10 protein-coding genes and 1 pseudogene (1 of these 11 only partly in view) are annotated in these 14,386 nt (G+C 51.5%); all 11 read right to left on the bottom strand.

Translation table 11 applies throughout. The features are described from left to right. Nucleotides 1-76: 76 nt before the first annotated feature. The gene (gtfB, locus tag Q2B33_RS05370) at nt 77-1,447 is read right to left on the bottom strand and encodes an accessory Sec system glycosylation chaperone GtfB (protein WP_300573119.1); all 1,371 of its coding nucleotides are present in this window, start codon (nt 1,445-1,447) and stop codon (nt 77-79) included. Then, on the bottom strand, nt 1,426-2,916 hold the full coding sequence (gene gtfA, locus Q2B33_RS05365) for an accessory Sec system glycosyltransferase GtfA (protein WP_300573117.1): 1,491 nt from the start codon (nt 2,914-2,916) through the stop codon (nt 1,426-1,428). Before gtfA ends, gtfB (Q2B33_RS05370) begins: the two co-directional genes overlap by 22 nt. 42 nt (nt 2,917-2,958) lie before the next feature. Further along, on the bottom strand, nt 2,959-4,149 hold the full coding sequence (locus Q2B33_RS05360) for an accessory Sec system glycosyltransferase GtfB (protein WP_300782807.1): 1,191 nt from the start codon (nt 4,147-4,149) through the stop codon (nt 2,959-2,961). Nucleotides 4,150-4,268: 119 nt separating this feature from the next. Beyond that, nucleotides 4,269-5,645: an accessory Sec system glycosylation chaperone GtfB gene (gene gtfB, locus Q2B33_RS05355; RefSeq protein WP_300773351.1), complete on the bottom strand. Its 1,377-nt coding sequence runs from the start codon at nt 5,643-5,645 to the stop codon at nt 4,269-4,271. After that, complete coding sequence (locus tag Q2B33_RS05350; protein WP_300782810.1) at nt 5,624-7,093, bottom strand: glycosyltransferase; 1,470 nt, start codon at nt 7,091-7,093, stop codon at nt 5,624-5,626. Before Q2B33_RS05350 ends, gtfB (Q2B33_RS05355) begins: the two co-directional genes overlap by 22 nt. Before the next feature lie 27 nt (nt 7,094-7,120). Further along, nucleotides 7,121-8,161 (bottom strand): hypothetical protein, encoded by a 1,041-nt coding sequence (locus Q2B33_RS05345; protein WP_300815186.1) that lies wholly within the window; start codon nt 8,159-8,161, stop codon nt 7,121-7,123. Beyond that, the gene (locus Q2B33_RS05340; protein ID WP_300573102.1) at nt 8,140-9,606 is read right to left on the bottom strand and encodes a glycosyltransferase; all 1,467 of its coding nucleotides are present in this window, start codon (nt 9,604-9,606) and stop codon (nt 8,140-8,142) included. Before Q2B33_RS05340 ends, Q2B33_RS05345 begins: the two co-directional genes overlap by 22 nt. Nucleotides 9,607-9,638: 32 nt before the next feature. Continuing rightward, nucleotides 9,639-10,985, bottom strand: a complete 1,347-nt coding sequence (locus Q2B33_RS05335) for a glycosyltransferase (protein ID WP_300819466.1) — start codon at nt 10,983-10,985, stop codon at nt 9,639-9,641. Between the two features lie 325 nt (nt 10,986-11,310). After that, nucleotides 11,311-13,641 (bottom strand): accessory Sec system translocase SecA2, encoded by a 2,331-nt coding sequence (gene secA2, locus Q2B33_RS05330; protein ID WP_300573096.1) that lies wholly within the window; start codon nt 13,639-13,641, stop codon nt 11,311-11,313. Next, the gene (gene asp3 / locus Q2B33_RS05325; protein ID WP_300573093.1) at nt 13,607-14,143 is read right to left on the bottom strand and encodes an accessory Sec system protein Asp3; all 537 of its coding nucleotides are present in this window, start codon (nt 14,141-14,143) and stop codon (nt 13,607-13,609) included. The genes secA2 and asp3 overlap by 35 nt, the downstream gene beginning before the upstream one ends. Continuing rightward, nucleotides 14,140-14,386 (bottom strand): annotated as a pseudogene (gene asp2, locus Q2B33_RS05320) (accessory Sec system protein Asp2); it runs 1,274 nt beyond the window's last position. Before asp2 ends, asp3 begins: the two are co-directional and overlap by 4 nt.

The raw sequence follows: 14,386 nt of genomic DNA, 5'->3' as shown, positions 1-14,386 counted from the left end.
GGAAATCTCGTCTGCGCCATATCGGCATCTTCCCGGCAAGTTTATCCATTTTTCCACGATAGGCTTACATCAATCCTCAACCATGAAACAGTGAACAGGCCTCCACATACCGCTCCGCTGTCTCTGCCATGGCTGCCTCCCGCTGCCTCTCCAGGCGCTGGTCCAGCACTGCCGCATCCTTCATGGCCTTCCTGACATCGGCAATCATCCGGTTTACATTGCCTGCCGGATACACATGGACATCTGCCACATAATCCCGGTTGTGCGCGGTCTCCTGAAAGGCAAATATGAGCTGATTGTGCAGAAACGCCCTGCGGACCGCGGACACAATCTCTGTCTCATGGTTGATGTCAAAATAGAAATCACATTCCTCAAACAGGCTGTCCAGAATCTTCTGTTTCACCCCCGGATACAGGCTTACATTCCCATAATTGTCCAGATTCATAAGTTTTGATGACATCTCTGTCAGCGCCGCGATGTGGAAATGCATCTGGGGAAGGGACTCAATCAGTATTTTACACTGCTCCAGCCTGTCGGAATTGGTGCAGATCAGCGCCTCCGGCCTGTGCCCGTTCTCCTTGGCGAACTCATAGATATGGCCCAAATGATGGGTCATGCCTTTATCTGCCCCCAGGGCAATCAGCTTGTCATAAGACTGCCGCTTCTGCACCATGACGTTTGCCGTTCGGCCGGCCTGTCCCCGGAAAATGACCTGCATGTTTCCCGGGATGTCCTCCCTGGCAGGCTCCTGCCAGAACAGAATGTCCCTTTTTGCGCCTGCGGCAAGCTGGTTGGACACAAAAAATGGCGTAGACAGGGAATTGAAGAAAATCCGCCTCTCCAGGAACCCTGCCCGCTCCAGGAAATATACGATGAATTCTGTCTTTGTGTGGAAGATCCGCACTTCCGCCCCTTCATTGAGCACAATATCCCCTGTGACATAATTCTCCACAATGACTTCCTGTCCTTTGGCTGAGAAATATGACTTGCTGAACTTCTTCCCTCTGGCATTGAAGACAGTCCTGGCAAACAGGGCCCCATAGCGGTTATAATGGTCGCTGGAACGGACGCATCCCTTCTCATCATACCAGTCCACGATCCTCACGCGGCGCCTGTGGGCAGGCTCCGCATAGAAAATCTTCCCCCGCTCCACAGGCCCGTCATGTATGGATCCGCTGGAGTTGGTGCCGCTGATCTCCCAGTAGTCCGGCACCGCTACCTGGTTGAAGAACTTAGGGCGCGCCCCCTCCCCCAGGACTTCCCTGAAATCCCCCAGGAAAAAGCCATAGACAGACATGACCCCTTCCGGCAGGAACCCATTGTCCTCAATCACCACCGCCGGATAGGGGAACCCTGCCAGCCGGAAGGAAGTATGCAGGTTCTGACTGTCTGTTCCGTAATTGTCAAAGAGCAGTATGGTGTCCTTCATTTCAGTATGCCTCTCCATTTTTCTTCTACCTCCTTGGTCAGATAGGCCTTCGCCTTCTCATAAGAATGTGCATGGAAGCGCTCCAGGTCTGCCTCTGTGAACAGGCGCACGATGCATGCCGCCAGCTTCTCTACCCGCTCCTGCTTCTCCATCTTGTCATGTACCGGAATCAGGTATCCGTTTTCCGCGTCATCTATGAAGTTGGGATTGCCATACCGCACATCAAAGCCGATGATGGGAAGTCCAGCCCCCACCGCCTCCATCAGGGTAAGGCCGAACCCCTCGCTAGTGGATCCTGACAGATAAGCCTCATAATTCTGGTAGACCTCCTGCAGGTTCTGCTGGCCGCACAGACGTACATAATCCCCGCAGCCCAGCTTCGCGATCTGTGCCCGCAGCTTCTCCTCTTCTCCCCCTTTCCCATAGATGTCAATGGAAATATCCGGAACCTTCTCCCTGGCAGCCACCACTGCGTCAATAATCCAGTCGATATGCTTCTCACCGGCCAGTCGCGATGCCGTAATCAGGGCATGCCTTCGCCTGGCCTTATCCGGCTTCTTCAGTTCTTCCAGGCTTCCCACCGGAATCGTCACCACCTTGGGGCTGATGCCCATATATTTCTTGAACTGCTGTTTCAGGAGGCGGTTCTGGACATCCGTAGATGCCACGTAGAACTTGATATGCTTCCACTGGGAGAATGCATACTCATAATAATTGTTCCAGAGCACCGCTTCCTCGTCCGTGCTGCCCTCGCTGAAATGGTCTGCATGAATCACAATCCCTACCCTGGCCGAACCGGCATTCTGCAGAATGGCCTGGCCGATTCCCGTGGTCCTGTCGATTAGGACCACATCCTTTTTCGTCAGGTTAAGCCGCGATACCAGATATCCCACCAGCTCCTCCTTGGAGCACAGGAGCCGGTCCGGGAACTGGTACATGACCCTGTCCCCATCGATGATCTCCTCATAGGACACCGTCCCGTCCTCATTGAAAAACCTCCGGTGATAGAGATGTGCCGTATTGTCCAGTGGTGCATAATATTCCGAATATATCCTGCAATAGGTGTAATAATCCTTCCGAATCAGGCAGCCGTTCGATACCATCTCCACACGATGTACCCTTCTCTCCTGCCCGTTGACCAGATAGGCCATATAGTAGGTGTTGGTGCCCGGAAAGGTATACTTTACCTTAGCTCCGTCCCTCTCACCGGCAAACTTCCTGTCCCCGAATGTCTCCTCCAGCTGTTTCAAGGTAAAAGTCACCGCCGAAATCCTGCAGTCTGTGAAAAACGTATAAAGCCATATGACCTCCTCATCCAGAAAGCCGATGTTCTCCGTCATATGCTGGATATTCTCCCTGGGGAACATATCCGTGAATACGAATCTGGCCTCCTGGCCGATCCCCCGCAGCAGCCTGGCTCTGTAAGCCTGCGCATATTCCACCCCGCTGCTGGCCCAGCCGATGCCTAAGTTAAAATTGTACACCATGGTCGTCTTCCCTCCTACTGTTTTTTCCTGCATATACCATGCTCAATACCGTCCCTGTCCCAAATCCTGCATAAACCGACTCCAGATCTTCCGCTTCTGTTCCTGCTGTGATGCCAATGTATCCTGTAACGCTCCTGAGTCTGCCCGCAGCCTTCCGATAGCCAAAGCCATCTCCCCCCAATCAGCCCCATCATATATGCACACGTCTGCCATCAGCTCCCTGCGGTGAACGGTATCCCTGAATCCCAGAATGACGAGATTCTTCTCATGAGCCGTGGAAACTGCATTGTATATCTCCCGATAATGGTTGATATCCAGGTAAAAATCACAGATATCCCATAGCCCGGCCAAATCCTGGCCGCTTATCTGTGGATAGACCCTTACATTTTCCAGCTCTGCCAACCTTCCAAGCCTGTCTGATACCTGCGTGTTGGCCGCTATGTGGAACATCATGTCCGGCAGTCCTCTAATCAGGTCTTCCACATGCTCCACCTGATCGGAGGCCGTCAGGATCATGGCCTCTCCCCTGGCACGGTTCTCCCTGTACGCTTCCGGAATCCCGTAAAACAGGCTGCCATTCTGTCCCCCCATGGCTATATATCTGTCCAGCAGCCCCCTGTCCGAAAACAGGATGCGCTTCCAATAATCCCTGCCGCTGCCGGCAAGCTCCAAATCCTCTAAAGACTCTGCCTCCTGCACCATTAGGATACCTGCTTCCTTCAAGCCGCTTTCCTCTCTGTAATACTGAATGAATTCGGCCCTGGAGGCAAAGCATTTCTTGAGCTGCCCCTCCTCCAACAGTGAGATGATATGATTGCCCGGCTGCTCCACCACCTGTTCCTGATTCTGTGTGGAGTAATATACCTTTGCGTTCATTTTCCCCGCTGTATCTGAAAATGCGCTTGCATATCGCAGACCATATCTGTTGTAGAAATCGATCCGGTAGACCCACCCGTCTTCCATATGCCATTCCACCCGGAGCACATTCCGGTTCTCTGCCGGTTCCCGAAAACAGATCCGCGCCTTTTCACAGCCCATGTGGAAGACAGCGCCCCTTCCCCCTGTCAGCCGCACTTCCCAGAATGGGGGAAGCTCCAGAAAATTGTAGAAAAGGTCTTTTACCACAAGTTCTCCCCGGCGATTCCGATACATGAAGTATTCATAAAGGGACTCCGTTCCCTCCGGCAGGAATCCGTCATCTTCCAGCACCACGATTTTTGCATCACATCCCATTCTGTGAAATGTCTCCTGTAACATTCTGACAGATTCCGTATATTTGTCTGAGAAGACCACCATGCTGCATCCTTCCTTCTCCATGCTTTTCCACAGCCTTTCATTGCTTTCCCCTGATATTAGCCAATCCCGCCCAGGACCTGCATATAGGCATCCCTGTCCTCCGCCATGGCCTCCGCAAGCTGCATCTTCAGATGACGGTCCATGGTTTCTCCATTTTCCATCATTTCCCTTACATCCGCTGCCATTTTCGCATACTCCGCCACCGGATAGATATGGGCCTCCGCCACATACTCCCGGTTATGTATGGTCTCTTCAAAGGCAAAAATCAACTGGTTGTGCAGGAACGCCTGATATACCGCAGACACGATTTCCGTCCAGTGGTTGATGTCGAAATAGTAATCGCAGGACAGGAAGAGTTCGTCCAGTATCGGTTTCTGCACACATGGATACAGCGACACATTGCCATATGTCTCCAGCGCCATGAGCTTTGGGGACATCAGCGTAACTGCTGCGATATGGAAATGCATCCGCGGAAACTCCCTGACCAGCTCCTCACAATGTTCTATCCTCTCGGAATTGGTACAGATCAGTGCCTGCGGCTGATGCCCGTTTTCTTTCCTGAACTCATAGATGTGGCCCAGCTTCCCTATCCTGGCCGGGTCGGCCCCCATTTCCAGCAGCCTGTCATAGTCCCCCCGCTTCTGTAGCAGAATCTTTTCTGTGCGTACTGCATGCCCCTCCAGGATTCTCCGCATGTCCTCCGGAACCGCTCCTTCCATGTTTTCCTGCCAGAACAGCATCCCCCGCCTGGCCGCCGGTTCAAGCCTCTCGGATATCCAGAAAGCTTCCCCCAGCGAGTCATAGCAGACCCGTCTCTGCCCGGCCCCTGCCCGGTTCAGGAAATAGAGCACCATATCTCTCCTGGCCCGGAAAAATTTCACCAGCTCACCGTCGTTTACAATCAGGTCCCCTGTGACAGCATTCTCCACGATTGCCTCCTGGCCTCCCACGGTAAACCAGGTTCTGCCCAGCTCCCTGCCCTGGCCGTCATAACATGTCCTGGCATAGACAGCACCATACCTGTTGTAAAAATCTCGGAATCGCACATTCCCCTTCCTGTCGAACCAGTCCACTGCCCTCACCAGCCATTTCCTGGTGGATTCCCAGTAATAGATCCGCCCTTTTTCCTCATGTTGGTACGTAATCCGTCCATAATCCGTCTCCCCGACTCCCGCATGGATGCTCCAATGGTCAGGTACCGGAATCTCGTTGAAGAACCGGGGCTTCCCAAGGCTCCTTCCCTCCTCTTGAAAATATCCCAGAAACAAGTCGTATACCGACATGACTCCCTCCGGCAGGAATGGATCCTCTTCCAGAATTACCACAGAACACGGACAGCCCGCCCGCAGAAACGACTCATGCAGCCGCCTGCTGGCTGGGGAATAACTGTCGAACAGCAATACGGTATCCTTCAACATAACAGGTTCTGCCATTTCCTCTCCACCTCCTTCTCCAGATAGCTTTCTGCTTTCTCATAGGAATGCCGCCGGAACGCCTCAAAATCTGCCTCCGTGAACAGCCGGACGATTCCCTCTGCCAGTGCCTCCACATCCTCCCAGGGCACCTTATAGCCATTCTCCCCCTCGTCAATGAACATTTGCGCCCCATATCGCATATCATAACCGACAATGGGAAGCCCGGAGCCAATGGCCTCCAAAAGCGTCACCCCCAACGTCTCCACGTAGGACGCAGATACATAAGCTTCATATTCCTGATAAACCTCGTCCAGTTTCTGAAAACCACACAAATGTACATAATCTCCGCAGCCCAGCTTTTCGACCATCGCCTGCAGATTTCCCCTCTCCCCGCCTTCCCCATAGATATCCAGCGACAGTTCCGGCACCTTTTCCCTGGCCTTCACTACGGCCTCTATCACCTGGTTCATCCGCTTCTCCGGTGCCAGTCGGCCCACAGACAGCAATGCGAACTTACGTCTCGGCTTCTGGGACTTTCGAAGTCCGGGAAGACCCACCACCGGTATCGTTATAATGTCAGGACATATTCCTTTATACTTCTGCATCTGTTCCCGGAGAAGATCTCTCTGGGCATCCGTGTTCGTAATGAAGAAACTGATTTTTTCCGGGTGGGCGAAGGCATATTCATAGATGTCATACCACAGAACATGCTCCGCATCCTGATTCCAGAAGTGCTCTGCATGCATCACCAGTCCCACCCTGGCAGACGCAGCATTCAAAATGAAGGCCGCCTTCTCAATCATTCCTGGTTCCAAATCAATGATAACCGTGTCGTTCCTGGTCAGATTCATCTGGGACATCATATAACCCAACAGTTCTTCCCTGGAAAACAGCACCCGATCCGGAAATTTGTAGAGAACCCTGTCTCCCTCTGCCACTTCCTCATAAGCCACGCTTCCGTCCTGGTTGAAAAACCTTCTCAGATACAGATGCGCCTGTCCGTCCACCGGAACATAGTATTCGGAATAAATCCTGCAATAGGTATAATAATCCTTTCGGATCAGGCAGCCACCGGAAATCATCTCCACCCTGTGGACAAGATTCCCTTTGTCATCTGCCAGAAAGATCTTATAAATCACACCCAACCGGGGGAACCTGTAAGTTATAATGGCCCCATCCCTGGAAAAAGTATAGTTCGTCTCATCAAACGTATCTTCAAACTGTTCCAAGGTATACGTAACTGGCGAAATTCTACAGTCCGTGAAAAATCCATACATCCAGATTACTTCGGAATCCAGAAAGCCAAGATAAGATGTTTCCTGCTGGATGTTCCTCTCCGGAAAGGTCGTGGCAAAGACAAACTTCGCGTCCAGCCCAAGCTTTCGGAACAGCTTCGCCCGGTATGCCTGCCCCGTCTCCACACCGCCTTTCAGCCAATAGTAAAAGTGGTGAAAATTATAAATCATCGCCCTTCCCTTCTCCCGTCTTCAACGTCAGTCATACAGCAGTTGGAACACTGCGTCCGTCAGCAGCTTTCTGGTAAAGTAGCCACTTCGAATCAGGTAACCAAAAGAGTCTGCCGCTTGCCTCATCTGCACATATTGCTCCTCTGTAATAATCGCTACACGGCCTATCGCTTCCTCCATGGATGCCACTGTCAGCCCCAGATGCTTCCTGCGAATCGTGTCTGCTTCAGGAATGCTCTCATGCACAATCACCGGAAGGCCTGCGGCCAGATAGGTGCCAAGTTTACAACAGGCATTCCGCTTCATATACTCAATCCATGCCAAATCATCGTGCCAGAGCAGGCCAAAGCCGCCGCTCTTCCTCAATGCATCTGTCAGGAGATTTTCGTGGTTGAACCACCCCAGATAACGGATATTCCGGCCTTCAGCCCAGACATATTCTCCCGGCTGCGCCGTAACTGCCAGTTCCACCATATCGCTGTCCCAATGTTGTACAAAAGACCGGGGTACTTGTACTACATCTGCCGCAAAGTTTATCCGTCTTCGAAAGGGTGGCTTCTCTGCCAGGTCAATATCCACAGGCGCATCCCACATTCTCTGGATAACTGTTTTCTTCACAGTAAGTCCTTTGGAGCACAGGTAATCTGCCATATTCCGGGATGGAAGAATAATCAAGTCTGCCCTGTTATAAAGCGCGATATATCTGTCCAGCTCTTTAAGTACCCTGTTGTCCATCAATGGGGGGACATCATGCAGAAAGAAAATCTTTTTCAGTTCTCTATATCCATTAAAATGTGCCACAAATGCTTCATCAAACGCAATGCCATTCCATGTAGGAAATTGGAAGATTACCACATCCCCATACCCTACCGAGGCTATGACTCCATCCAGACGGGTGCGAAGCATGTCTGCCGTGTCCGTATGCATGGGATATTTATAAATACCCAGTTCATTGAAATGTAAATCCCTTTTCGCTATATTCGCTACCATCTGTTGCGCTTTTCTTACTGTGCCAGCTAAACCATAGATATTTGTGATATGAACTGTCAAGACAATACCTCCCTCCATTTCTTCTCTATCGCTATCTCCAGGTAGCTTTCTGCTTTCTGATAAGAATATTTCCGAAAGGATTCCAGGTTCGCTTCTGTAAAAAGCCTGACAATCCCCTCCGCCAGCCCCTCACTTGAAATCCTGGAAATCCGGTATCCGTTTTTCCCGTCTTCCACAAATACCTGCATTCCATATGGCAGGTCAAATCCCACTATGGGAAGTCCTGAACCAACTGCCTCCAACAGTGTTATGCCGAAGGTCTCTCCAGAAGACGCTGATACATATGCCTCATATTGTTGGTAAATCTCCTCCAATTTCCGAAAACCGCATAAGCGCACATAACTGCTACAGCCTAACCTCTCTATCTGTTCCTGTAGCTTGTCTTTCTCATCGCCTTCCCCATAGATATCCAGAATCAAATCTGGAATTACCTTTCTGGCTGTCACCACAGCTTCAATAATCCAACCCGTTCGCTTATCGACCTGTAATCGTCCGGCTGTAATGAGGGAATGTGGCTTCCTGCCCTCCTGAGGTATGCGAATCCTATCCAGACCAGCCACCGGAATCGTCTCTACCCTGGCATCCTTTCCTTTATAATAATGGAATTGTTCTCGAAGCAGATGACTCTGTGCATCTGTATTCGTTGCAAAAAAGTAAATCCTCTCAGGATGGGAGAGCGCATATTCAAACATATCGTACCACAAAATATGTTCCTCATCGCTATAGCGATAATGCCCAGAGTGAATAATAAAACCAACCTTTGCCGGAAATGTATTCTGTATGAATGCAGCTCCGTCAATCATTCCCCACTCTCCATCTATCAGAACTACATCCTTCTCAGTAAAGCCAAGACAGGTCATCATATATCCCAGCAACTCTTCTCTGGAATAGACCAACCTGTCCGGAAATTTATATATCACTCTGTCTCCATCTACCATCTCTTCATATGCAATCACTCCGTTTTCATTAAAAAACCTTCTCAAATACAGTTTTGCATGCCCTTCTACCGGAATGTAAAATTCCGAGTACACTCTACAATAGGTATAATAATCCTTTCGTATCAGACAGCCATTGGAAATCATCACAAGACTATATACAATGTCACTACTACCATCTGCCAAAAATGCGGTGTAATAGATATTCATCCGCGGAAACGTATATGTCACACAGGCTCCACTTCTAGAATAAACAAACTCTTCCTCAAAAGTATCCTCCAGCTGCGCCAAAGTATAAGTAACTGGTGAAGGCTTACAATCCGTAAAAAAACTATACATCCACAGAACCTCTGAATCCAAGTAACCCAATTCCCTTGTCTCATCCCAAATATTATGTTCAGGAAATGTAGTGGCAAATACAAATTTAGCATCCATTCCCATCTTTCGAAAAAGTTTTGCCCGATACGCCTGCCCTGTCTCCACACCACCCTTTAACCAATGATAATAATGATGAAAACTATAAATCATATCACTCTTCCCCCCTTTCTGTCAAAGAGTTATTACAGCAATTCCATCCACTTATCCGAAATAGCTTGCATGGAATATTCTTCTGCAATTATATAAGAATTCGTATGAAACCTCTCCAAACATTCTGGATTACGAAAAATTTCTATAATTTTTTCAGCCAAGCTATCAACCAGCTTCTCTGTATCCTCGTTAACAGAAGAGGGTGCAAACTTAACCAGATAGCCATTCTCCCCAGAATGAACCAATAGACGACTTCCATATTTCGCATCCAGCCCAATTACCGCTGTTCCAGAGGAAATAGCCTCCAGTATGGAGAGACCCAAGGTTTCAAAAGTAGAGGCCGTCAGAAACACTTCATAGTTCCGGTAAATTTCCCTGACATCCTGGTGTCCCATGAACCGAATATAGGACTGGGCCTGATGTTCTTCTACCAGTCTCCTCATCGCAGCCACGTATTCCTGGTTCCCCCTGCCATAGATGTCCAATGAGATATCGGGATTCACCTGGTGTGCTTTTACGGCGCATTTTATGAGCCAATCGATTCTTTTGTGAGGCTGAATTCGGGAGACCGATAACATGGATCCCCCCTTCCTCCCCTTGTCCGGATACCGCAATCTGTCCACACCGCCTGCCGGAATGACCACGATGCGGGGAACAGTACAACCATACTCCCGGAGCTTGTCCTCCAAATCCTCCTTCTGCTGCCAGGTAGACACCACGACCGCATCCAACATACCGGAATACTTGAACAGATAATTGTAATCCTGGTTGAAGTTCACGGTATAGCTGCTCTCCCCCTTTTCAAAATAATGTCCGGCGTGCATGACGGCTATCATCCGAGCCGACCCCTTCTCCTGGAAAAGCGGCTGGATGTAATCCATCTGAGCGAAACGGTCTATTAGGACTGTATCCTTCCGCGACAAATGCAATCCCTTTACAAATTCCGCGATGAACTCCGCTTTCGTAAGCATCTTTCCATCCGGGAACAGATACCAGGACTTCTCCCCTTCAAAGATCTGTTCATAAGCAATGGATCCATTCCCATGACAATAGGTACGTTTTATCTTCTTCGCATAAAGCCCGTGCTCCGACTCTGCCGTCACAAAATAGTCGACATAGGCCATATGGTCTGTATAGTATTCTGTACGAATCAGCTTTCCCTGGTGGAAGAAATGAACCATAGCAAGTGCATCCGGCTCCTTCTGGTCAAGTATCAGCGAGGCTGCCACCATGCCGTCCTTCCACAACCGTACATCCGCATCCCGGTATTCCACATCCGTGATTTCCAGGCTCTGCCTTAACTCCATCAGCTTATCCTGTACCATCACCGCCAGTCCCAGAGCCGGCCGGTCCAGAAGAGAGTGGTACATACTGAGCATCTCCTCTTCCTTTATCCCAAGGCTCTCATAAAATACGACATCCCGTCTTTCGGGCAGCTCTGCGAAAATATACCGCACAGGGCAGGACATTTTTCTCAGAATCCCGGCACGGTATCCCTGTGCATAATCCACCCCATTTGGAGAATATCCCACCAAAAGACTGCATACATAAACCGCCACTGCCTGTCATTCCTCCGTTGCTTTCCCTGGTACAGATTCCCGGACCGGATCCCTCCATCCTCTCTGTCCAGTGTTCCCGCCCAATCCCTCTCTCCTGTCTGTAGCCTTTCCGGCCAGTTCCCCTTCCCCGCCCAGAGCCTCCCCTTCAGGGAAACACAATATGGAGCTGTCTCTTCTCATCCACATAGATATCGCTCAACAGGATATTCCGCATGGCATTCTCATAGACAGTGCCCTCCATGCTCCGGAACGATGCGAAAGAATCGTCCTGGTACTCGAACAGCAGGTTGCGCTGGGCGGTGGCCCTGCCTGATACCGCCGACTGGAGCTGCTGCATATAGTCCACCTGCTCCACCCAGGCCTCATCGATGGCGCTCAGCACCGCCACGCGCATGAACTGGTTCATGCGGCCGGTACTGCCCGTCTTCTTCTCCTGTTCCTCCAGCCCCTGTCGTACCCTCTCCATGAGATACCTCTCTATGGCCTTCCTGTCCCCCGGGGCGAAATCCGGCGCCTCATCCTCCAGCCGATAGGAAATGTTGTCCAGGATATAGCGGTTCAATGCACGCATATCGGCCAGCCCTCCGGAAGCCAGGAACCGTTTTATGTTCCGCTCAGCCATCTCCAATATCATTTCCATGGGGAGCTCCTCCCCTTCTAGCAGCTTATCCCTGGTGGCATATATCAGGTTCCTCTGCCTCTGGATTACCTTGTCATAGTCCACAGAACGCTTCCGACTCAGGACTGCGGATTCCTCCCCCATCACCTGGGCCTTGTCGATGTATTTCTGCAGCCTCCGTCTGCTGATGCGCTTCTTCCCCTCTATGTATTTGTCATAGGCGGGATTCTCCCCCATCACGTCATCCTGCAGGGACACGAAGAACTGGCTGCTGCCTGCATCCCCCTGTCTGCCGGCCCGTCCCCGGGCCTGCCGCTCCATTCTCACATTTTCCATCCGGCCGATGCCGATTACCGCCAGACCCCCCAGTTCCTCCACGCCCTCTCCCAGCTTGATGTCCGTTCCCCTGCCTGCCATGGTGGTAGCCACGGTCACTGCCCCCTGCCGTCCCGCCTCCTTGACAATCTGCGCTTCCCAGTAGGCATTGCTGGCACTCAGGACATTGTGGGGTATCTTCTTACGCAGGAATGCCTGATGGACCTTCTCTGTATTCTCGATATTGGCCGCCACGATCAGCACAGGGCGGCCTGTCCTATGGATTTCCAGGGCATTTATGATTGCCGCTGCGACCTGTTTCTTCGTATTCGGAAAATAGCGGTCCGGCAGATCCACCCTTTTTCCGGGGCGGTTAGGCGGAATGACCACCACCTTTACGCCGTAGATATCCCGCAGCTCCTCAGCGGCATCTGCCATGGTCCCGCTCATTCCCGCCAGCTTTGGGAACATCCGGAACAGGTTCTGGAAGGTGATGACGGCCACCGCACGGCTCTCCTGGGTAGGCTTCAGGCCTTCCTTCACTTCCAGCGCCTGATGCTGTCCTCCCCGGAGCTTCATTCCTTTCAGTGTCCTGCCTGTACTGCTGTCCAACAGCAGCAGTTCCCCCTCCCGGCTCACCATGTAGTTCTCCCCGCTCTCGAACAGCTTCCTGGCCCGCAGAGCCAGGATTACATGGCGGTTGATCTCGAAGTGTTCCCTGCCATAGAAATTATCGATTTGGAAGAAAGTCTCCGCATACCGGATGCCTTCCTCCGTGAGCCATACCTTTCCCTCCTCCAGCATATAGTCCTCTTCTTCCACCAATGTAGTGACGAAAAAATCCGCCACCTCATACAGGTTGGACTGCACCCTGGGGGAGGCGGATATCACAAGGGGGGTCTGTGCGCCGTCCAGCAGCACGGAGTCTGCCTCATCAACGATTACATAGTAATACTCCCGCAGGAAACGTTCTTTGGCGTTTTTCACCAGATTGTTCATCAGATAGTCAAAACCCAAAGCGCTGTGGGTGGTATATACAATATCTGACGCATATACCGCCTTCTTCTCCTCTGTGCCGAATTCTTCCTGTTCCCTGGTCGGGACGCCTGTGGCCACGGTCAGTCCCATAAAGCGGTATACCGGCCCCAGCTCCTCCGCGTCCCTGCAGGCCAGGTATTCGTTGGCCGTCACCAGGATGGCGAGTTTCCCCGTCAGGGCGTTCAGATAAAGGGGCAGGGTCGCCATCAGAGTCTTCCCCTCTCCTGTATGCATCTCTGCCAGGCATCCCTGGTGCAGCGCAATGCCTCCCAGCACCTGCACATCAAAAGGAGACATCCCCAGAATACGGCGGTCTGCCTCGCAGATTGCCGCAAACGCCTCCGGCAGAATGCCATCCAGGGTCTCCCCCCCTGCCAGGCGCGCCCTGAATTCATCCGTCAGGTGGGCCAGCTCCTGGTCGGTAAGCCGCGCCATCTGTTCCTCATAACTCCTGACCTTTCTCAGAATCTTATACAGTTTCTTCAAATGCCTCGTCCGTCTCATGTTCTATTTCCTGAATCTCTATAAAATGAAAGTGGAAGCGGGTCATACCGCCATTCATCAGCTGCATGCGATAGCTGTAAGTCCTCAGGGGACACTGGAAGTAAGCCACCGGTTCCCTTATGGCGATGCGCCCTGCCTCGGCGTCATATTTGTCATAGAACACCAGTTGTATCAGCCATCTCTCCCCTTCGGGACAGTCTATGTGAACCCGCAGCCTGTATTCCCCCTCACCGTCTATCATGGGCAGGGCCGGTTCTATCCGCTGTATCTGGTAGTAGGTCCTGGAATACCACTGTTTGATCACCGTCCCTGGCGGCATCAGCTCATTATAGAATTCCACATCATCCCTGGCATGGTATATTACCTCCGATCCATACAGGTAGGTATCGGAAGAATACTCATTCCAGTAGATTATCCATTTTTCCCCTGTGGCTATTCTGTTCCCTGGCTGCTCCTGCGCACTGCCGCCACGGAAGGCGAACCGTCTCAAGAATCCCTTCACCCTTCCCTCCTCCTGCCGAAGTCCTCCCGCAGTATCTTGTTATACTGCCCCAGGAACCAGCTTATGATGCCCTGTGTATTGTCATTGTGCCGTCCATGTAGCCCTTTCCCATAGGCCTGTACGCCGCCTGACTGCAGGTGGGAGAGCAGGGTCTCATAGGCATCTGCATCATAGTCGTCCTCAATCATGTACGCAATGGCGAACTTTGAATTTCCCCAGTCCGCCTCCCGGAATTTCTTCCAG

Origin of the sequence: uncultured Acetatifactor sp., from assembly GCF_948601915.1 — a bacterium.
GTDB lineage: Bacteria > Bacillota > Clostridia > Lachnospirales > Lachnospiraceae > Acetatifactor.
This window is presented reverse-complemented; position numbering and strand designations above follow the sequence as displayed.

Coding starts and splice junctions, on each gene's coding strand:
- gtfB (WP_300573119.1), bottom strand. CDS start 1,447: ATGGAGAGGCATACTGAAATGAAGGACACCATACTGCTCTTTGACAAT.
- gtfA (WP_300573117.1), bottom strand. CDS start 2,916: ATGGTGTACAATTTTAACTTAGGCATCGGCTGGGCCAGCAGCGGGGTG.
- Q2B33_RS05360 (WP_300782807.1), bottom strand. CDS start 4,149: ATGGGATGTGATGCAAAAATCGTGGTGCTGGAAGATGACGGATTCCTG.
- gtfB (WP_300773351.1), bottom strand. CDS start 5,645: ATGGCAGAACCTGTTATGTTGAAGGATACCGTATTGCTGTTCGACAGT.
- Q2B33_RS05350 (WP_300782810.1), bottom strand. CDS start 7,093: ATGATTTATAATTTTCACCACTTTTACTATTGGCTGAAAGGCGGTGTG.
- Q2B33_RS05345 (WP_300815186.1), bottom strand. CDS start 8,161: ATGGAGGGAGGTATTGTCTTGACAGTTCATATCACAAATATCTATGGT.
- Q2B33_RS05340 (WP_300573102.1), bottom strand. CDS start 9,606: ATGATTTATAGTTTTCATCATTATTATCATTGGTTAAAGGGTGGTGTG.
- Q2B33_RS05335 (WP_300819466.1), bottom strand. CDS start 10,985: ATGCTCAGTATGTACCACTCTCTTCTGGACCGGCCGGCTCTGGGACTG.
- secA2 (WP_300573096.1), bottom strand. CDS start 13,641: ATGAGACGGACGAGGCATTTGAAGAAACTGTATAAGATTCTGAGAAAG.